The sequence below is a fragment of the Nocardia vaccinii NBRC 15922 genome (assembly GCF_001613305.1).
GTDB classification, from domain to species: Bacteria; Actinomycetota; Actinomycetes; order Mycobacteriales; family Mycobacteriaceae; genus Nocardia; species Nocardia vaccinii.
Window position 1 is genome coordinate 1 of the sequence record NZ_BDCC01000036.1, and the last position, 20429, is coordinate 20429.

Sequence of the window (20429 nt, forward strand, 5' to 3'; positions counted from 1 at the left end):
TGACGATGACATAGCCGACTCGGCAAAGTCATGGACGCTCGACGAGGTCAAGACCTTCCGCAAGGCCGCATCGACAAACCGCCTCTACGCATGTTGGTTACTGTCCGTCTACGGCGCGCGGCGCTCGGAAGTACTCGGATTGCGGTGGACCCGATGCGATGACACAACGGTGAAAATTCGCCGCGGCCGAGTCGCGGTCGGCAGCGGCGACGTCAACGTCGACGAGACCTTGCCCAAGTCCAAGCGCAGCCGCCGCGACTTGCCGCCGCCCGCCGATCTAGCAGAAGCCTTGCGCGCGCTGAAAATCACACAGAAGGCCGAATGCCTGGCGTTGGGCATCCCGTGGTCAGACGACCGCCTGATCATGGTACACGAGGACGGCACGCCGATTGCCCCACATTGGTACTCCTGCGAGTTCCACCGGATCCGCAAGCAGGCCGGGCTCCGTCGCATCCCGCTCGAGGGACTACGGAACACATCGGTCTCACTCATGCTCGCAATGCGAATCCCGGTGCATATCGTCGCCGCCTGGCATGGCCACGACCCGGCAGTCTCGCTGGGGGTCTACTCCGACGCACAGCCCGAGGACCTCGAGGCGGCCGCAGCGACGCTATTCAGCTAATCCGGGAACAGCCGCACTCCCTCCCGCGCGTTGGCACACTCTTGGCACACTGACCCCTTCGAGCAGGGTTCCTCAGCGGCGAAAACCCTATCCCACCTGCGGGTTTCGCCCACAACACTTGTCACAATTTACTGTATTCGTTACATTTGACCAGCCAACGGAGGTGAGGGCGGTCACCGTCCATCGGGACCGCGCCGGTAACGGCGCCGTCGCGCAAGGAGAGCTGATGAGTGACTGCGAAATCCCCGGTCTCACCCCCCGATCCGCACAAGCCCTGATCGATGCCGGTGCGATGCTCGCCCGCGATGTGCGCAGCAGAATCCTGCACAGCCCGCGGCCGGTCTTCCTGTACTACATCGAGCAGGCGTTCACCAGCCTGCTGCGCAAACTCGGCGAGAGCGGCCATCCCGATCCGGAGACGCCCGCACAGCATCTGTGCCTGCACCTGATGGTCATCCACGCCCAAACACACTCGCAGGCAACGGTTCCCGATCTCGTCCGGCTGCATCGCGCACTGATCGCCGATGGCGGCCACGAGGCGCTCCTGCGGGCCGGTCGCGGCACCGGCGGCGCCTTCGATTTCGTCGCCCTCGGCGATGCCTTGAGCGCCAACGGCATCAGCGCATTCTTCGCCCCGTTCGAACCCGGCGACATGGCCGCCTGACCGCCCCGTCCCCGGACTGCTCTCCGGCACGACATCTCCACGCCCGCAATCGTTTCGGCAAACCCATCGGTTCGGTGAACCGAGGCCGCCACACCGCGGAGACCGGCCGCGAAGCAGACCACGAGCGCCGCAGTTCCGCTACCGCAACCGGACCGGCAACTCCGACAGCCCGCGGATGATCGTGCTGATCTGCCATTCGGGCGTGAATCCCTCCGCGAGTGACAGGTTCGGGAAGCGATCGAGCAGGGCGGCGAACGCGATGCCGGCCTCGAGCCGGGCGAGCGGAGCGCCGACGCAGTAATGGAAGCCGTAGCCGAACGCCAGATGCCCGGAGGCATCGGCGGCGATGTTCAGATCGTCCCCGCCGCCGAAGCGGAACGGATCATGGTCCGCGGCAGCCAGGGCGATGTAGACGATCTCGTCCGCCGGGATGTCCGTGTCGCCGATGTGGACCGGTTCGACGGTGTACCGGAGCGTCGCCCACCCCACCGGCCCGTCGAAGCGCAGCAGTTCCTCGATCGCGGCCGGTATCGCGGAGCCGTCCGCGCGCAGGGCCTCGAACTGAGATCTGTTGCGCAGCAATGCATACGCACCGTTGCCGATCAGGTTGACCGTTGTCTCGTGCCCGGCGACCAGTAGCAGGAACGCCATCGCCACCAATTCGCCCTCGTCGAGCGGATCGGCGTCGGCACGCGCCTGTAGCAGCCCCGAGAGCAGGTCGTCGCCCGGCTCTCGGCGTTTCGCCGCAACGAGTTCGGCCAGATACCGCGTCATCTCCGCGCCCGCCCGGCTGCGTTCGTCCGGCCCGGCCCAATTGCCGATCAGGACCTTCGTCCACTCCTGGAACGCCTCGCGATCACCGAACGGCACCCCGAGCAGCTCACAGATCACCGCTATCGGCAGCGGCTGGGCGAATTCCCGGATCAGATCGACCCGCGTCTGCCCGGCCATCGCATCGATCAACTCGTCGGTGATCTGCTCGATCCGGGCCCGCAACGCCGCCACGCGACGCGGCGTGAACGCCTTTTCACCAGCATGCGCAACCGGGTGTGATCGGGCGGATCGGTATTGAGCATATGCGACATCAGCGCCGTCGCATTCGGCCCGGCCGACGCCTGCGGATCCTTGGCTCGCAATACCCGCCCGATCTCGGCATAGTCCTTACGCAGCCGCGAATCTGCCAGTGCCGCACGGGCTTCCGCGTACCCGATGATCACCCACATCGGGAACGATCCGAGCAGCCGGACGCGATGCACCGGACCGTGTTCGCGCCATCGCCGGTAATGCGCGTACGGATCGTCGAAGAACTCCTCGCCCACATCCTCCACCCGTTCCTTCGCCTCGATATCCGCCATGCCGACCCACCTGTCGCGGCCGTTCACCGGCCTGTTCGTCCAACGATTCCGTCCTACCGCTGCCACGGTATTGCGGTCGCTCACGCACGCCATCCGGGTACGACCCGCAGACGACCCTGATTTCCTCCCGGAGCTCGCCGGAATCCACTCGACCGGTCGGACTGCCCGAAGACTCGACTCGGCCGAGCCGAAAAATACTGTGTTTCGCGACCGAGTACGAACCCTCGGCTCAATGGCTCAGCTGACGGCCGAGCCCAGTGCCGCTGAGCGAACGGTGAATATCCTCGTGTCGTCGAGACGCATAAATGTGGAAATCGCCAGGCTCACATGAAGAGTGGCCGACGCGATATTACCGACCCTGACCGGTAATCAGCGTGAACCATTACACGACATGTGGCGCAAACCAGCCAATTCGGCTGTGACCAGCACACGAAGGCTTCCAAATCGTGTTCGGAAAACGCGGCACGTCGTCGCGCCCGGGACGAATCGATCGACCACAATTCTGCCCATGACGGACGCGGCCGTAAGCGGGTTGGCAAATCGGCAGGCAGACCGGGTTCACGATGCACCGCAGCACCGGGCGGGATTTCGGCCCGATATCGAGGGCATGCGAGCAGTGGCCGTATTGACCGTCGTGCTGTTCCATGCGGGCATTCCCGGGTTCGGCGGCGGATTCGTCGGCGTGGATGTCTTCTTCGTGATATCCGGCTTTCTCATCACCGGAATCCTGTGCCGGGAGGTAACCGTCACCGGCACTGTCGAGTTGGTCCGATTCTACGGTGCGCGCGCTCGGCGGCTGCTGCCCGCCGCGGGCATCGTACTGGTCACCACCGCGATCGGCGCGGCGGCGCTGCTGCCGCCGCTACAGGCCCGCCAGGTCCTCGGCGACGGGATCGCAAGCGCGTTGTACGTCGGGAATTACCGGCTCGCCCTGCGCGGTACCGATTACCTCGCCGCGGGCGCGGCGCCATCGCCGTTCGAGCATTTCTGGTCACTCGGTGTGGAGGAACAGTTCTATCTGCTGTGGCCGGTACTCCTGCTCGGGACGGCCCGGCTCGTGCGGCGGCGTCGCGCCGGATCGACCGCACCACTTCCCTACCTGGTCGTCCTTGCGGTTGTCGCCGCCGTCTCGTTCACCACCGCGCTGATCTGGACCGGCACGCAGCCGCCGTGGGCGTTCTTCTCGCTGCCTGCCCGGGCGTGGGAGCTGGCCGTCGGCGGCCTGGTGGCGCTCTCGGTTGTCGTGTGGTCTCGGCTACCGCGATCGGTGGCCGTACTCGCGGGCTGGATCGGCCTGGTTCTGGTCGTGGTGGCCTGCGCGCATTTCGACGGCAGGACACCGTATCCCGGCAGCGCGGCCCTGGCGCCTGTCGTGGGCGCGGCCCTGATGATCGTATCCGGTTGTGCCGAAACACGTTTCGGGGTCGGTCGGGTGCTGGCTCACGGTCGGGTCCGGGCAATCGGCGGATTGTCCTACACCTGGTACCTGTGGCACTGGCCGGTGTTGCTGCTGGCGCCGCATATGCTCGGCCACCCGCTCGGGCTGGTCGGCGCATTCGGCGCGATCGTGATGGCCGGCGGGCTTGCCATGCTCACTCAGTGGACGGTCGAAAATCCGATCCGCTTCGCCGTGCCGTTGCGGAACTCGGCCATGCGCAGCCTTGCCTGCGGCGGCGCCTGCACCGCGGTCGCCACGTGTGCGGCACTCCTCGGGCTCGTGCTCGTGCCTGCCCCGGTCGGGCACGGCATCGCGGCGCCCGCACTCGTACTCGCCACACCGCGGGTGACGGCCGCTCCCGTCGCCGACCCACGCGACGAGGCGGTCCGGCAGCTGATCGCACAGGCTCAATCCGCGGTCGCGGCCTCGTCCGAAATCCGTTCCGTTCCATCGAATCTCACCCCCTCGCTCGGCGACGCGCCCGGCGACAAGGCCGACGTGTTCGGCAACGGCTGTGTACGTTCGTGGCGCGATGTGGGCCAGGCCGAGTGCGCCTCGGGTGATCCGAACTCGCCCACCACGGTGGCCCTGGTGGGCGATTCGCACGCGGCGATGTGGAACCCGGCGCTCGAGCCGATCGCCGCGGCGCGGCACTGGCGGCTGGAAACGATGGCCAAGGTCACCTGCCCGCTGATGGATATGCCGATCACCAGCCCCTATCTGGGCCGGGAATACACCGAATGCGAGCAGTGGCGCGGTCAGGTGCTGAACCGGCTGCGGATCGAACACCCGCGCTTGATCGTGGTGGGCATGTCCCGGCGTTATGGCGGCGACTTCGGCTTCGTCTCCTACGACCACACCTGGATCGATGGCCTGACCCGCCTGGTCGCCCAACTGCGCGCGATCGGCTCGGCAGTACTCGTTCTCGGGCCGATCCCCGATCCGCACGCCACGGTGCCGACGTGCCTGTCCGAACACATCGACGACGCCACTGCATGCGCGCCCGCACGCCCGGCCGGGGTCAACGCCGCGGGAGTCGCGGCCGAGCAGGCAGCGACCACCGCCGGCGGCGGGCAGTACGCCGAACTCACCTCGATGTTCTGCACCACCATCCGCTGTCCCGTCATCGTCGGCGATACCCTGGTGTTCCGCGACGACAATCACCTCACGCTCAGCTACGCCCGGACACTCGGACCGGTGATCGGCGCGCTCACCGACCGTGCTCTGGCTCACAGCTGAGCGACCCACCGACCACATCGTGCGGTCGGTCGCCTCGCTTCGCGGGCATCGCCTATTCGACCAGCTTCTGACTTTTCAACCAGTCGTAGGCGACGTCGGACGGGTCCTGGCCCTCGATGTCGACACGGCCGTTGAGGTCCTGCATCAGATCGTTGGTGAGACGCTCGGAAATCGTGTCCAGCAGGGTCCGCAGGCGCGGGTAGCGGTCCAGGATCGCACCGCGCACGACCGCGGTGCCGCTGTAGGGCAGGAAGAATTTCTTGTCATCTTCCAGCACAACGAGTTTCAGGTTCTTCACCCGGCCGTCGGTGGTGTAGATCATGCCGAAATTGCAGGGCGAGCTCTTGGCCGTGGCGGTGTAGACGACCCCGGCGTCCATGCGGGTCACATTGCCGGCCGGAACGCCGTCGGGAGTGTTGTAGGGGATCCCGTACTTCTGCAGCATCGGGATGAAACCGTCCGAGCGGCTGAAGAATTCGTCGTCCACGCAGAACGTGCGATCGGCGACCGGGAGTGCGGCCACATCGGACAGCGACCGCACATTCAGCCGCTGCGCGCTGGGCGTGGAGACGCCGAAGGCATAGGTATCGTCGAAGTTCGCGGGCCGCAACCACTCCAGGTCGTAGTCGTGCCTCTCGATGTCGTGCACCCGCTGCCACAGCTCTTGCGGATCGGAGATCGTCTCGGTCTTGTTGTGGTAGTTGACCCATCCGGTCCCGGTGTACTCCCACAATATGTCCGCGTCACCGTTGAGCTGTGCCTGCCGCGAGGAGGCCGAACCGGGCGCTCCGGTCAGATCCGTCACGTGCGCGCCCGCCGCGGCCAGATACGTCGCGGTGATCTTGCCCAGCAGCACCCCCTCGGTGAAGCTCTTCGACGTCACCACGATCTTCGCCCCCTCGAGCGGCTGATCCCCGCCCGGCAGCGTCGTGTGGTGGAACGTCCCCGAGGAGCTGACCAGACCGCATCCGGTCACCAGCGACAACATCAGCGCCAGAGCAGAGACCAGCGTCGTCGACCGCGCCCTCATGACACACCGCGCGGAGTCGCGGCGAGTTCGACCAACCTGCCCAGCCAGTCGATGATCAGGGCCAGCAGGCCCACCAGAATCGCCCCGGACACGAGCAGTTTCGGCAGGAAGAGGGTCACGCCCGTGGTGATCAGCGTGCCCAGGCTCGTCGCCCCGATGAACGTGCTCAACGTCGCGGTGCCGACCAGAATCACCAGCGCGGTGCGCACACCGTTGAGGATCACCGGCACCGCAAGCGGCAACTCCACCTGGAAAAGCGTTCGCGCGGAGGAGAATCCGATCCCCCGCGAGGCCTCGATCGTGCGCTGATCCACCTGCCGCAATCCGACGATCGTATTCTGCAGAATCGGCAGGACCGCGTACACGACCAGACCGACGATCGCCGTGCGGAATCCGGTGCCCAGCCAGAAGGTGAACAACACCAGCAGCCCGACCGCCGGTGCGGCCTGACCGATATTGGCGATATTCACCACGAGCGGCTCGAATCGCTTCGCCGCGGGCCGGGTCAGCGCGATACCCAGCGGGATCGCCACGACCACCACGATCAGCGTGGCCACCACGGTCAGTTCGATGTGACTCAGGATGGTGTTCCGCAGATTACCCCAACCCAGGGATGCCTGTTCGGTCGGGGTCAGAGTCGCGGATCGGTACCAGAGGAAGTATCCGATACCGATGACGAGAATCACGGCCGGCTCGAACCACACGTCGAGCGGGACGCGGCGCAACCGATTCATGAGACCTCCGCCGCCGACCCGGGCTCGTCCTCGGAGGTTCCGGGCTCGTCCTCGGCGGCCACCACCGGCGTCGGCGCGGGATCGGTGCCGTCGACGTACGTCTCGTACGACGGTTCCTCCTCCTCGGCACGCACGTCGGCGAGTTTGGCCTGAATCGTCTCGGTCACCGACCCGATACTCAACGAGCCGATCACCGCACCGCGCCCGTCGGTGACCAACGCCGCACCCTGACTGGCCGCGAGCATGGCATCGAGCGCGTCGTTGAGGGTCGAGGACCGCGCGATCACCGGCAGCCGCCGATCCAGATAGTCCGAAACCTCCGGCTTGCTGGCCAATTCCTCGAGTGTCGGCCACGAACGCGGCCGCCCGGCCTCGTCCACCACGACCACCCAGCTGTGCCCGGCCGCCTTCGCGCGATCGATCACCGGCCGCGAGGGCTCGCCGACCCGCGCGGTGACCACCGCATCGCATTCGACGTCCCGCACCCGCTGCACGGTCAGATAGGCCAGCTTCGCACCGGATCCGACGAACTCCTCGACGAACGGCGTCGCGGGACTGGTCAGGATCTCCTCCGGTCGCGCGTACTGCTCGACATGCCCGCCCTCGGACAGGATGAGTACCTTGTCGCCGAGTTTGGTGGCCTCCTCGAAATCGTGCGTGACGATCACGATCGTCTTGCCGAGCTCGTGCTGAATCGCGATCAGGCTGTCCTGCAACCGAACTCGCGTGATCGGGTCGACCGCGCCGAACGGCTCGTCCATCAGCAGCACCGGCGGATCCGCCGCCAGCGCCCGTGCGACGCCCACTCGCTGCTGCTGCCCGCCGGACATATCCTTGGGCAGCCGGTCGGCGAACGTCGCGGCATCCAGCCCGACCAGATCGAGCAGATATTCGGTCCGTTCGGCGATTCGCTTGCGATCCCAGCCGAGTACGCGCGGAATCGCGCCGATATTCTTCGCGACCGTCCAGTGCGGGAACAGACCGCCGGATTGGATGACATATCCGATGGACTGCCGCAGCTTGTCCGGATGCTCCCGGGTCACATCGCGACCGCCGATGAGGATCCGTCCCTCGGTCGGCTCGATCAACCGGTTGATCATCTTCAGCGTCGTGGTCTTACCGCATCCGGACGGACCGACGAAGGCGACGATATCGCCCGCCTCGATCTCCAGATCCAGACGCTGCACCGCCGGTACGTCCTGCCCTCGGTAGCGCTTGACCACCCCGTCCAGCGTGATGGACGCACCGGTCACGGTGCGCTCCGGCGCGCCCGCTGCCGGCGGACCGGTCACCTCGTCGGTCATGACAAACCCTTTGCGATCGTGAGCCGTCCGAGCAGGACGAGTAGCGCGTCGAACACCAACGCGATGAGGACGATGAGAATGGTGCCGGTCAACGCCATCTCGAGCGCGTTCGCACCGCCGAGCCGCGAAAGCCCGTTGAAGATCAGCGATCCCAGGCCCGGCCCCAGCACATAGGCCACGATCGCGGCGACCCCAACGATCATCTGCGTCGAGACCCGGATGCCGGTCAGGATCACCGGCCAGGCGATCGGCAATTCGACGGTCAGCAGAATCCGCCACCGCGAAAACCCGATCCCCCGGGCGGATTCCACCACCGAGGCCGGTACCGATCGCAGCCCTACGATCGCGTTGCCGATCACCGGCAGCGCCGCGAAGAACGCCAGCATGATGAACGACGGCACCACGCCGAGTCCGAACGGCACCAGCAGCAATGCCAGCAGTGCCAGGGACGGGATCGTCAGCGCGACCCGGCTCGAGGTCAGCGACAGCGACGCCGCCAGCGGCAGCCGATACACCGCCACCGCGATCAGCACCGCGACCACGGTGCCGACCAGGACGGTCTGAAAGGCCAGGGAGGCATGCTGATACGTCAGAAACGCCAGCAACTCCCCGCGCCCTCGCACATAGCTCCACAAATCCACGGGATTCCCCTCGTCGGCCGGGCATCGGCCGGTAGCTGCCTGCGCCCGTCACCGGGCCCGCAAGTCGTCGCAGATTACTCGATCATGCCCATGCGCCGATGTAATAGGCACTTCGGGCGATTCGCCGAATTCCCCGGCGACGCCTCCGTGACTGTTTTCCGATCACCTTGTCGCAGAGCGTAATTCGCCCGGCGACTCCTGTCGCCTAACGACCGCGCACGAGGTATTTCCGCGGGGCGCCCGGTCGGCCGCGCACGACCGAGCGCAGCTCACCACCCGAACACACCTCACGCCGATACAACGTCAGCAGATCCGCCTCTGCCGGGAGCGCCGCCACAACACCGGTGTGCAACCGATCCACGGCCACGTACATCGTGAAGGACTGCTCGTGTTCGATAATGCCGAAACCGAAACAGTCCCAATGCAATGCGTCCGGAATCCCGGTCCGCACGATCTCTCCGATCGAGGTACCGTCGATGACGTCCTCGCGCACCCTGGCGACCAGCTCCACCTCGTCGGGCGAGAGCATATGACGTACCACTCGGCCATCCGGCTCGACGGCGAACCAGCTCCGGAATACGTCGTGGCACCGCACCAATTCGGTGATCGCCCGCGTCACCGCGGCGATCACCGGGCGACCGGCCACATCGAACTCCAGAACGTACAGCCGCGCCGGGCGGCAATCGGTTCCCGCCAGGCGGTGGACAGCGCGCATGTACCGCTGCTGCCAACCGGACACGGGCATCGCGCAGGCGGGCGTCTCCAACATCGCTACCCGCGCCGACGGCAATACCGTCCAAGTGATCAGCCGCCCGGACCGCGGCCGCCACGCGTCGAACCATCCGAGATCAACCACCGGTACCCCATCTCACGGACAACCACAGGCTTCGTTGCCCGTGCCTACCACGCCAAAATACGGCAGCAATCAATTCGCTATCCAGCCGTCACCGAGAACTCTGTGACCGACACCAAGGATCCGCACGTCCGCTCGAGGCGGATGCCAAATCTCCGCATCGCACCAGCGTGCGCGTGGTATCAGGGCCTACCACCGTGCCGTTCGGCCTCGGCCCACGCGGCGATCATCTCCGCGGTCATCGCAATCGCCTCACGGCGCTCCTCGCCGCTCACCTCCAGCGCCGAGGCCCGCAGCACCGCCGCGAATCCGGTATTGATCAATACGAAGGCCATCACGTCGTAGCGGTGATCATCGCCAGGTCCGAGCATCTGGATCACGATCACCTTGGCAAGCAGTCGCAGCCGCGGCTCGAACTCCGGAATACCGCTGCTGTAGAACTGCACGCCGGCCGCCAGCGCGCGCACCAGCGAGGCCTTGGCCGCGAGCTCATCGCTCACCGCCTCCAGGACCGAGGTGATCTGCTCCAGGATGGGCCTGTCCCCCAGCCCGAAAACCCGCTCGGTGAGCCGCTGTTCGACACTTTCCAGCAGTCGCGCGAGCAACTCCTCGACCATGACCGAACGATCCGCGAAATACCGGTACACCGTGCCGATGCTGACTCCGGCCTCTGCCGCGATCCGGTTCGTCGAGGTGTTCGCGATACCCCGCTCCCCGAACAATCGCGCGGCGGTATCGAGAAGATGCTCCCGCGTCGCCACCGCCCGCTCCTGCGAAGGGCGCCGACGCTGCACCGTCGCCTTCGGCGGCATCGCCCACTCCTCCCCGCATCCTGCCCGCATCGGCCAACCCGAGCGCGATCGAGTTTAACGCGACCGTTCCCGCGCCCCGGAACATCCCGGAATCCCCTTGGAGCGCAACCGTATCGCGCCTCTCCCACCGGATCTCAGCGGTCCGCTCGCCTGCTCGATGCCAGGTGATTCGGTATTCGAGGAGTTGTCGTGCGGACCGGAGTCGTGGTTGTTTGGAACATACGCGCCTGACATATTCCAATGCGCATATGCCAATTTCACTGTTTCCAGTTGGTCACCGATAGGAACGCCCTGGTGAGCGATACCCCAGCGCCGGGTCCACCGACACCTACCCCGAGGCCGAACCACCACGTTGCGACCACACACCGGGCGATTAATGACCGAAGTATGACGTCCCCCGACGCCGGGATTTTCCGACCCGGCACACACGTTGAAGAGGTAGTCGACAACGAGGAGGTCATGTGGCACAGGACTACAACCGCAACCCTGCGGCCGTCGCGGCGCTCACGCCCGAGCAGTACCACGTCACCCAGGAGAACGGAACCGAACGAGCCTTCACCGGCGAGTACTGGGACCACCACGAGCCGGGCATCTACGTCGACGTCGTGTCGGGTGAGCCGCTGTTCACCTCGCTGGACAAATTCGACAGCGGCTGCGGCTGGCCGAGTTTCACCAAGCCGGTCAGCGCGGATGCCGTGGTCGACGCGCGGGATTCGAGTCATGGGATGATCCGCACCGAGATCCGCTCGGTTTTCGGCAACAGTCATCTCGGGCATGTGTTCACCGACGGTCCCCGCGAGGCGGGCGGCCTGCGGTACTGCATCAATTCCGCGGCACTGCGATTCATCCACCTCGACGACCTCGAGGCGGAGGGTTACGGTCCGTACAAGACCCTGTTCACGAAGGAGCAAGTGTGACCGACACGAAGATCGCGATCCTGGCCGGCGGATGCTTCTGGGGCATGCAGGATCTGATCCGCAAGCAGCCCGGAGTGCTCTCGACGCGGGTCGGCTACACCGGCGGGCGCAACGACAACCCCACCTACCGCAATCACCCGGGTCACGCCGAGGCGGTGGAAATCGTCTACGATCCGGCGCTGACCGATTACCGGGCGCTGCTGGAGTTCTTCTTCCAGATCCACGATCCGAGCACCAAGGACCGGCAGGGCAACGACGTCGGCTCGAGCTATCGATCGGCCATCTTCTACCTCGACGAGGATCAGAAGCGAGTCGCACTGGACACCATCGCCGACGTCGACGCCTCGGGCCTGTGGCCGGGCAAGGTCGTCACCGAGGTGACCCCGGCCGTGCCGTTCTGGCAGGCCGAGCCCGAGCATCAGGACTATCTGCTGCGTTACCCGGACGGCTACACCTGCCACTTCCCGCGTCCGGGGTGGAAGCTGCCCAAGCGCCAGGCAGCCACGCAGTAGAACCTCGATCCGCCGGACGCCGTGGGGGCCGCTCCCCCACGGCTTTTCCCGCACAGTGGTCCGAGTCTTGTTGCGCGCAGATGGGCGTAGTACCTTCCAGACAGGTGTCCACCAGCTCATCGAGGAGAAGACCATGGCCATCGTTCGCACCCTGCCATCGGCCGACGGCGAACGCCGCCGATTGGCCCTGGACAGCCCGGTGGATCGCCGGTCCATCGGAGAACTCGAGGTCGAAGACAGTACCGAGGTGGGCGCCGCCGTCGCCCGCGCTCGCGCCGCGCAACCGGCTTGGGCCGCGCGGAGCATCGCCGAACGCGCCGACATCCTGCGCGCCGCGGTGGGCGTCATCGTGCGGCGGCGCGCGGAGATCGCCGCGACGGTCCGCGAGGAAACCGGTAAACCCGAGGCCGAGGCGCTGGGCGTGGAAATCGTCCCGGCCTGCGATTTCCTCAACTATTGGAGTGGGCGCGCCCGCAAGGATCTGCGCTCGCACGCCCAGAAGCTGCACGGCTATCTGAAGCCGTTCAAGAAGCTGTTCATCCAATATCAGCCGCTCGGCGTGGTCGGAGTCATCACACCCTGGAACGCGCCGTTCGTGCTGTCGCTCAATCCGGTCGTGCAGGCGCTGCTGGCGGGCAACACGGTGGTGTTCAAACCCTCCGAGGTGACGCCGCGCTCGGGCGAGTGGGTGGCGCGAGTGCTGCACGAGGCGGGCGTTCCCGAGGATGTCGTGCAGGTCCTGCGCGGTGACGGCGAAACCGGCGCCGCGCTGGTCGCCTCGGCGATCGACAAGGTCTGCTTCACCGGCAGCGTCGCCACCGGCCGCAAGATCGCCGCGGCCTGCGCCGAACGCCTGTTGCCCTGCACCCTCGAACTCGGCGGTAAGGACGCCATGATCGTATGCGCCGACGCCGATCTCGAGCGCGCAGCGGCGGGCGCGGTCTATCTGTCGATGTTCAACACCGGCCAGGTCTGTATGAGCGTCGAGCGGATCTACGTGGTCGACAGCGTCGCGGACGAATTCATCCGGCTGGTCACCCAGAAGGCCACGGAGATCACCTACGGGCCGGGCGATACCGATATGGGCCCGCTGTTCTGGGATCGGCAGATGGACATCGTCACCCGGCATATCGAGGATGCCAAGGAAAAGGGCGCGCAGGTCGTGGTCGGCGGTGCGCGCGGGGACGGAGACGGGCTCTATTTCCAGCCCACGCTGGTCCTGGGCGCGCACCACGACATGCAGTTGATGACCGAGGAGACATTCGGCCCGATCGCGGCCGTCATGCGGGTTCGCGACGAGGACGAGGCCATCCGCTTGGCCAACGAGTGCAAGTACGGGTTGAGCGGATCGGTCTTCACCAAGGACGCCGCCAAGGCCCGCCGCATCGCCGCCCAGCTGACCACGGGGTCCGTGGTGCACAACGACGCCGCGGTCATCTACGGGGTCCCGGAGGCGCCCTTCGGAGGGCGCAAGGACAGCGGTTTGGGACACGTCAACGGCACCGACGCGTTGCGGAGTTTCGCCCACGCCCAGCCGGTGCTCGTGGACCGGTGGCAGCCGAAGCGCGAGAGCATCTGGTATCCCTACTCGGAGAAGACGATTCAGAATCTCGACGGGCTGATCCGGTACGGCTTCGGCAACCGGGTGCTGCGCCGTCTACTGTCCTGAGCGCGATCGGCGTTCCGCACCGGAGGCGACGGATCGGCCCCGTCCACGGCAAGCTCACGGCGGGCTCACAGGTAGCTGTGGGCTCCGCCGGGCTCAATGGTTGACGTGACGACATCGGTCCTGGACACCTCATCGGAGGTCCCGCCGCGTTCCGCGGCTCCCGCATCGGCCCGCGGATACGGCGGCAGAGCCGTCGAACGTGCCGGCCTGGCCGCGCTCCTGATCTCGACGGCGGTGCTCTACCTGTGGAATATCACCGTCAACGGGATGGGCAACCAGTTCTACGCCGGGGCCGCCTGGGCCGGCTCCGAGAACTGGGAGGCGCTGCTGTTCGGGTCGCTGGACCCGGCCAACTTCATCACCGTCGACAAACCGCCCGTCTCGCAGTGGGTGATGGGCCTGTCCGGACGCATCTTCGGATTCTCCAGCGCGAGCATGCTGATCCCGCAGGCGCTGATGGCCGTAGCGGCGGTGGCCCTGCTCTACGGCGCGGTCCGGCGAGTGAGCGACAGCCACTACTCCGGGCTGCTCGCGGGTGCGGCGCTGGCGCTCACACCGGTCGCGGCGCTGATGTTCCGCTTCGACAACCCGGACGCGGCCATGGTCCTGCTCATGATGGCCGCCGCCTACGCGACCGTGCGGGCGTTGCCGCGCGCCTCGACGTTGTGGATCGTACTTGCCGGTGTGGCACTGGGTTTCGCGTTCCTGGCGAAGATGCTCGAGGGCCTGATGGTGCTGCCCGCGCTGGGGCTGGCCTATCTGATCGCCGCACCCAATCCGGTCCGCACCCGCATCCTGCAACTGTTCGCCGCGCTGGCCGCACTGCTGGTCGCCAGCGGCTGGTATGTGCTGGTGACGTTGTGGTGGCCCGCGTCGAGCCGGCCGTATCTGGCCGGGTCGACCGACAACAACTTCATGAACCTGGTGCTGGGCTACAACGGATTCGCTCGCGTCCTGGGCCGCAACCACGGCGGCGGTGGCGGTGGCCGCACCCCGACGCCCGCGACGCGCGATGCCGCCCAGTCCGCCGCGCACATGCCCTCGGGCCGTCCCGGATTCGGCGGCTTCGGCGGACAGGTTCGTGGCGTGGAACGCCTGTTCAGTGGCGAGTTCGGCTTCGAGATCGGCTGGCTGCTGCCCGCCGCGTTGCTCGCCTTCGTGCTGGTGCTCATCTCGCGCGGCCGGGCTCCGCGCACCGACCCGATGCGTGCGGCCGCCATCGTCTTCGGTGGATGGCTGATCATCGACGGCGGTGTGCTCAGCTATATGAACGGGATGGTCCACCCCTACTACTGCCTGTCGATCGCGCCCGCGGTGGCCGGAATGTTCGCGCTCGGCGTCCGGGAGATGTGGACCCAGCGCGAGACGCACTTCGGGCGGCTCGGCGCGGCCGCGCTGCTCGCGGTCACCGGAGTGTGGAGTTTCGTTCTGCTGCAACGCAACAGCGCGTGGTACCCGGAGCTGCGCTGGGCGATCCTGATCGTGACGATCCTGGCGGCGGTGCTGGTGGCGGTCCCGTGGGCGCATCGCGCCCACCGCGGGCTCGCTGCCGCGATGCTGACGGTGGGCCTCCTGGGCGGGCTGTCGGGCGCGGCGGCCTACACGGTGGCCACCGTCGCGACCGCGCACTCCGGCGGCGGGCCGACGGTGGGGCCGGCCCAGGCGGACGGTCGTGGCGGGCGGGGGCCGGAGGGCCAAGCGAATCCGCAGCTCACCGCGCTGTTGCAGCAGAAGAATTCGACGTGGGCAGCCGCGGTCAACGGTTCGTCCAGTGCGGCCGGGCTGGAATTGCAGAGCGGTGCGGCCGTGATGGCGATCGGCGGATTCTCCGGTAACGATCCGACCCCGACGCTCGCCGAATTCCAGGCCGATGTGAAGGCGGGCAAGATCGGCTATTACGTCGTGCAGTCCAACGGTCGCGGTCGAGGCGGCGCTCCCGGCATCGATGCACGCGCCGCCGCGACCGACACGTCCGGCAGGTCCGCGACCGACGGCGCCCGGACGCAACGGTCGCTGACCGAGGAGTCAGCTCAGATGCCCGGTGCCGCAGGCGGTTTCGGCCGCAATCAGCACACCGACATCAGCGACTGGGTCGCCGCTACGTTCACCCCGAAGCAGGTCGGCAACGCTAAGGTCTACGACCTCAGCGGATACAACGGCTGACCATCCGGGTGAAAAAGCCCGGCATGCAATCCTTCTCGATGCGTGCCGGGCCTTTTCCGGTGCTACACAACATGTCCCGCCCGCGCACCGAACGCCCTCACCTCACCCACGCCGGATGCAAGGCCACTCGGCCCTGACCAGCACCCCCAAGGTCGCGCACCCGACCCATCCACTTTCAACGATGTGCCCCAACGGATTTCGGCTCATCTCTTGCGGCCGACCGCAGCATAACCCGCCGCCACGGGCTCGGGCACACCGGAAATCAAGCGAGGCACCTGCGGCTCGACGCCGTCCGGGAACCAACGTTCGATGGCGACGATGCCGGGATCCAGAACGTCGAGATCCCGGAAGAAGCGGTGCACGCCGTCGTAGTCGCGCGCCTCCATCGCTATCCCGCTCGCCTGGTACGCCTGCACCGTGCCCGCCACCATCTGCGGATCGAAATCGGTGGTGAGATGGGTCATTACGAGATACGAGCCAGAGGCCAGCGGTGCGAGCAGGGCTTCGACGATCTCGTAGATCCGCTCGCCCGGCACGAAATGGCACAGCGCGATCAGGCTCAGGGCGACCGGCTCGTCGAAATTCAGGGTCTGTCGGACCTCGGGCGCGCCGAGGATCCGCTCCGGTTCGGTGACGTCGGCCGCCACATAGCGGGTCCGCCCCTCGGGCCGCCCGACCAGCAGCGCCCGGGCGTGCGCGAGCACCAGCGGATCGTTGTCGACGTAGACCACCCGGGCGTCGGGTGTGCTCTCCTGCGCGGCCTGATGCAGATTCGGCACGGTCGGAATGCCGGTCCCGATGTCGAGGAACTGCCGCACACCGAGATCGGCGGCCAGATGACGCACCGCACGGACCATGAACTGGCGGTTGCCCCGGGCGACCGCGCGCACCGAGGGAATCGCCTGCTCGATCTTCTCGGCCGCCGCGCGATCGGCGGCGTAATTGTCCTGGCCGCCCAGAAAGTAGTCGTAGATCCGGGCACTGTGGGGTTGATCCTGCTGGAGATCCACCCGCCCGTCCGCGTGCGGCACGGTCCTCCTCCCATCGAACGATTCGCCTATGGTTGAGGAGTTAACCACCCCGTGGCCCGCAGCACATCACGACCGGGGCACATTCCCCGGCCGATCCGACGCCGATTCGCCGCGGACCGCGCACAACTCGGCTATTGCACGGTGTAGCCGCCGTCAACCAGGTGATAGCTATTGGTGATGGGGATGGCCGCATCGCCGGCCGGGAATGCTCATGTCCGCCGGGCGGTCCGGACCATGTCCCGCCGCTGTGGAAAAGTCGATGCCATGGTGGCTTCCGTCGATGCGCATGGGACCGATCGAGGCAACGGTGTGCCGACCGCGGGGCTCGCCGACATCGCGGCGGGCGCGGCCGACCTCGTCGTGGACGAGACGAGCCTTCCGTCGACCCCGGTGATCGTGGTCGACCTGAACCGGGACCAGTGGGGCTACGCCGAGGCGGCGGTAGCCGCACTCGGGCGGCGCACCGTCGTCGCGGTCGGCTTCAGCCGTACGCCGCTCACCGCTGCCGCCGCACCGGTGCTCGAGGCGTTGACCTGCACGCTCGCCCCGGACGGCCCCGGACGCGCCTGGACGCCCGGAACCACCGAGGACCTGGCTCATATCACCGCCACCGTCACCGCCGCACCCCGCGCGGCACTGACCCTCGCGGGATTGCTCGAGGTGACCTCGCGTGCGTGCGTCGCGGACGGGCTCGTGGCCGAATCGCTGGCCTATTCGATGTTGCTGGCCGGTCCGGAATTCGCGGCCTGGCGGGCAGGACGGCCGCGACGGGCCGTTCCCGAAGTAGCGGATCCGGTGTTGCTCGACCGCGCGGGCGACGCGCTGACAGTGACCCTGAACCGCCCGGATCGGCACAACGCGTTCGGCCGGGCCGTGCGGGACGGCGTGCTCGCCGGACTCGCGATCGCCGAATACGACGAATCGGTGCGCGAGATAGTACTGCGCGGAAACGGCCGATCCTTCTGCAGCGGTGGGGATCTCGATGAATTCGGCACCGCGACGGACGTTTCCGCGGCCCACCTGGTTCGACTACAGCAGAGCGCCGCACTCGCGGTGCATCGCCTCGCGCCGCGGGTGCGAGCGGTCCTGCACGGTGCGTGCATCGGCGCGGGTATCGAGGTGCCCTCGTTCGCGAGCCGCGTACAGGCCGCCGAGGCGACCCGGATCCGGCTGCCCGAACTGTCCATGGGACTCGTGCCCGGGGCCGGTGGCACGGTCGGCATCACCCACCGGATCGGCCGCTGGCGCACCGCATTTCTCGCGCTCACCGGCCGGGACATCGGCATCGACACCGCGCTCGCCTGGGGCCTGGTCGATGAGCGGATCTGAGCTGACCGCCGCGGGCCTGGGCGGCCTCGAGGACTGATTGCGCCCACGATCGAACCGGCCGCCGCGGACCGCATCGACATTGTGAGACCGACGGCACGGACGCTGCGCCGGAATCGAACAACACTGCCTCGCTGCCGGGAAGTCACCCGAAGTTCCCTGTGATCGCACGGGCTCCCGACGCGTCGCCGTCCGAGATCTGCGCTGTTCCGGAGCAGATTTGGATTGTTTGTCCCATATCGGCAATTCGCGAACCTACTCGCGCCCGGTAAACAGAGCACGTATCCGGACTGATGTCTGGAATGTGGTCCAGATCATATGGTAGGTTCGGCCGCATGGCTCGGGTACGGCAATACGGTCGGACAGGGAGGTTGGATGTCGACCACTGATCTGGATACGCATCCCGAGGCTTCGGACACCCCACCCGCCGCGTCTTCGCCGAAAGCCGCAGCGGCCCTGCGCCGCAATTTCTCCGACACCGTCCTGTCCAGTCTGGCCACCCTCGGCCGCGCGCTGCGCACGGGCGTGGACGCCATCCGCATCGGGACGGCCGACGCCGTGCGGATGCGTTTCCAGACACACGAAACCCTCACGCAGGCATGGTTTCTCATCAAGGTGACCGCGATTCCGAGCATCCTGATGGCCATTCCGTTCGGCGTCATCGTCTCCACCCAGGTCGGCAATATCGTCTCCCAGCTCGGCGCGGATTCCATGATCGGCGCGGCGGGCGGGCTCGGGGTGATCAAACAGGGCGCGCCGATGGCCGCGGCGATCATGCTCGGCGGCGCGGGATCCGCCGCCATCGCCTCGGATCTGGGCGCCCGCACCGTGCGCGAGGAGGTCGATGCCATGCGCGTCATGGGCATCGACCCGGTCCAACGCCTGGTCGTCCCGCGTATGGCGGCGATGATGCTGGTCGCGCCCATCCTCAACATCCTGATCATCGTGGTCGGCATCGCCTCCGGGTTCGCCGTCGCGGTCACCGCCCTCGGCGTCACACCGGGCAGCTACTGGGCGTCGTTCGGCTCGTTCACCGCACCGATCGACATCTGGGTCTCGCTGATCAAGGCACTGATCTTCGGGTTCCTGGTCGTGGTCATCGCCTGCCAGCGCGGGCTCGAGGCCAAGGGCGGCCCGCGCGGAGTCGCCGACGGCGTGAACGCCGCCGTGGTCATGTCGATCGCCGCGGTAACCATCCTGAATACCGCTGTGACACAGGTGGTCACGATGTTCTTCCCGGTGAGGATGGCCTGATGACCGCGACTCCGTACTCGCCGGTCGGCCTGCGGCGGATCAATCGGCTCCGGCGGCAGGTCGATCCGCTGGGCCCGGTCGAATCCATCGGATTCGTCATCGGATTCATCTGGCAGGTGTTCGCCTCGCTGGCGTACACCCTGGTGCACTATCGGCGTCAGACCATCTCCGTGATCACCGATATGACCTGGGGCCGCGGTTCGGTGATCATCGGCGGCGGCGTCGTCCCGCTGATGTTGCTGCTCGGCGCGGCCATGGGCGCCTCCATCGGCATCGAGGCGTACAGCGCGCTGAATCTGCTCTCCCTCGGCCAGCTCAGCGGACTGATCTCCGCGTTCGGCGTCACCCGCGAGCTCGCCCCCATCGCCGCCGGAGTGGGATTCGCCGCCCAAGCCGGCTGCCGGATGACCGCCGAGATCGGCTCGATGCGCATCTCCGAGGAGATCGACGCCCTCGAATCACTCGGCGTGCGGTCGGTGCCGTTCGTGGTGACCACCCGCGTCATCGCCGGAATCGTTGCTGTCGCACCGGCATTCGTAGTCGCGCTGATCCTGAGCTACCTGTCGTGTGAGCTGATCGTGACCACCATCCACGGCACCCCGGCCGGCACCTACGACCACTATTTCGACCAGTTCGTGCTGGGCTGGGATGTCATCGCCGCGACCATCAAGGTGCTGGTGTTCGCCATCGCCGTCGTCCTGATCCATTGCTACCAAGGCTTTTTCGCCACCGGTGGCCCGGAGGGCGTCGGCATCGGCTCCGGCCGCGCCATCCGGGCGAGCCTGGTGTCGATCATCGCGCTGGACATGCTCGCAACCATCGTCCTGTGGGGCTTCCAGTCCCCCATCACGTTCACCGGGTGACG

The 20429-nt window shown here is 66.9% G+C and carries 19 protein-coding genes; 10 read left to right on the top strand and 9 right to left on the bottom strand.

Going from position 1 to position 20429, the window contains the following annotated elements; translation table 11 throughout:
• A partial coding sequence (locus tag NV1_RS24085) for a site-specific integrase (protein ID WP_157117315.1) occupies positions 1–622 on the top strand: 622 nt, incomplete at its 5' end.
• Between the two features lie 226 nt (positions 623–848).
• The gene (locus tag NV1_RS24090; RefSeq protein WP_157117317.1) at positions 849–1286 is read left to right on the top strand and encodes a hypothetical protein; all 438 of its coding nucleotides are present in this window, start codon (positions 849–851) and stop codon (positions 1284–1286) included.
• Positions 1287–1424: 138 nt separating this feature from the next.
• Here the strand turns inward: NV1_RS24090 and NV1_RS24095 are convergent, their stop codons facing one another.
• Together NV1_RS24095 and NV1_RS45880 are read right to left on the bottom strand one after the other, a co-directional pair.
• Positions 1425–2291, bottom strand: coding sequence for a cytochrome P450 family protein (locus NV1_RS24095; RefSeq protein ID WP_245713888.1), 867 nt, complete (start codon positions 2289–2291; stop codon positions 1425–1427).
• Positions 2246–2641 (bottom strand): cytochrome P450 family protein, encoded by a 396-nt coding sequence (locus NV1_RS45880; RefSeq protein WP_245713889.1) that lies wholly within the window; start codon positions 2639–2641, stop codon positions 2246–2248. The genes NV1_RS24095 and NV1_RS45880 overlap by 46 nt, the downstream gene beginning before the upstream one ends.
• Before the next feature lie 607 nt (positions 2642–3248).
• Here NV1_RS45880 and NV1_RS24100 point away from each other — a divergent pair.
• The gene (locus tag NV1_RS24100; protein WP_245713891.1) at positions 3249–5318 is read left to right on the top strand and encodes an acyltransferase family protein; all 2070 of its coding nucleotides are present in this window, start codon (positions 3249–3251) and stop codon (positions 5316–5318) included.
• Positions 5319–5370: 52 nt separating this feature from the next.
• Here the strand turns inward: NV1_RS24100 and NV1_RS24105 are convergent, their stop codons facing one another.
• The 6 genes from NV1_RS24105 to NV1_RS24130 all read right to left on the bottom strand — a co-directional run bounded on the left by NV1_RS24105 (position 5371) and on the right by NV1_RS24130 (position 10692).
• The gene (locus tag NV1_RS24105; protein ID WP_067895528.1) at positions 5371–6348 is read right to left on the bottom strand and encodes a glycine betaine ABC transporter substrate-binding protein; all 978 of its coding nucleotides are present in this window, start codon (positions 6346–6348) and stop codon (positions 5371–5373) included.
• Positions 6345–7082, bottom strand: coding sequence for an ABC transporter permease (locus tag NV1_RS24110; RefSeq protein WP_067895531.1), 738 nt, complete (start codon positions 7080–7082; stop codon positions 6345–6347). The genes NV1_RS24105 and NV1_RS24110 overlap by 4 nt, the downstream gene beginning before the upstream one ends.
• Positions 7079–8386, bottom strand: a complete 1308-nt coding sequence (locus NV1_RS24115) for an ABC transporter ATP-binding protein (RefSeq protein ID WP_067895534.1) — start codon at positions 8384–8386, stop codon at positions 7079–7081. Before NV1_RS24115 ends, NV1_RS24110 begins: the two co-directional genes overlap by 4 nt.
• Positions 8383–9027, bottom strand: a complete 645-nt coding sequence (locus NV1_RS24120) for an ABC transporter permease (protein WP_067895537.1) — start codon at positions 9025–9027, stop codon at positions 8383–8385. The genes NV1_RS24115 and NV1_RS24120 overlap by 4 nt, the downstream gene beginning before the upstream one ends.
• A gap of 205 nt (positions 9028–9232) precedes the next feature.
• Positions 9233–9883, bottom strand: a complete 651-nt coding sequence (locus tag NV1_RS24125) for a hypothetical protein (RefSeq protein WP_067895541.1) — start codon at positions 9881–9883, stop codon at positions 9233–9235.
• 179 nt (positions 9884–10062) lie between these two features.
• Positions 10063–10692 (bottom strand): TetR/AcrR family transcriptional regulator, encoded by a 630-nt coding sequence (locus tag NV1_RS24130; RefSeq protein ID WP_067895544.1) that lies wholly within the window; start codon positions 10690–10692, stop codon positions 10063–10065.
• A 461-nt stretch (positions 10693–11153) separates the two neighbouring features.
• Here NV1_RS24130 and msrB point away from each other — a divergent pair, with 461 nt between their 5' ends.
• The 4 genes from msrB (at position 11154) to NV1_RS24150 (ending at position 15953) form a co-directional block, all read left to right on the top strand.
• Positions 11154–11609, top strand: a complete 456-nt coding sequence (msrB, locus tag NV1_RS24135; RefSeq protein WP_067895547.1) for a peptide-methionine (R)-S-oxide reductase MsrB — start codon at positions 11154–11156, stop codon at positions 11607–11609.
• Complete coding sequence (gene msrA, locus NV1_RS24140; RefSeq protein WP_067895550.1) at positions 11606–12121, top strand: peptide-methionine (S)-S-oxide reductase MsrA; 516 nt, start codon at positions 11606–11608, stop codon at positions 12119–12121. The genes msrB and msrA overlap by 4 nt, the downstream gene beginning before the upstream one ends.
• A gap of 133 nt (positions 12122–12254) precedes the next feature.
• On the top strand, positions 12255–13790 hold the full coding sequence (locus NV1_RS24145) for an aldehyde dehydrogenase family protein (RefSeq protein WP_067895553.1): 1536 nt from the start codon (positions 12255–12257) through the stop codon (positions 13788–13790).
• 96 nt (positions 13791–13886) lie between these two features.
• Positions 13887–15953: an ArnT family glycosyltransferase gene (locus tag NV1_RS24150; RefSeq protein ID WP_067895556.1), complete on the top strand. Its 2067-nt coding sequence runs from the start codon at positions 13887–13889 to the stop codon at positions 15951–15953.
• A 203-nt stretch (positions 15954–16156) separates the two neighbouring features.
• Here the strand turns inward: NV1_RS24150 and NV1_RS24155 are convergent, their stop codons facing one another.
• Entirely contained in the window at positions 16157–16984 is an 828-nt protein-coding gene (locus NV1_RS24155) for an SAM-dependent methyltransferase (RefSeq protein ID WP_169813390.1), read from the bottom strand.
• A 264-nt stretch (positions 16985–17248) separates the two neighbouring features.
• Between NV1_RS24155 and NV1_RS24160 the strand changes: the two genes are divergently transcribed.
• The 3 genes from NV1_RS24160 (at position 17249) to NV1_RS24170 (ending at position 20427) form a co-directional block, all read left to right on the top strand.
• Positions 17249–18313, top strand: a complete 1065-nt coding sequence (locus NV1_RS24160; protein WP_067895559.1) for an enoyl-CoA hydratase/isomerase family protein — start codon at positions 17249–17251, stop codon at positions 18311–18313.
• Between the two features lie 372 nt (positions 18314–18685).
• Positions 18686–19564 (top strand): MlaE family ABC transporter permease, encoded by an 879-nt coding sequence (locus tag NV1_RS24165; protein WP_084525723.1) that lies wholly within the window; start codon positions 18686–18688, stop codon positions 19562–19564.
• Positions 19564–20427 carry an ABC transporter permease gene (locus NV1_RS24170; protein WP_067895562.1) on the top strand — a complete coding sequence of 288 codons (864 nt, stop codon included), beginning with the start codon at positions 19564–19566 and terminating at the stop codon, positions 20425–20427. The genes NV1_RS24165 and NV1_RS24170 overlap by 1 nt, the downstream gene beginning before the upstream one ends.
• Positions 20428–20429 lie beyond the last annotated feature (2 nt).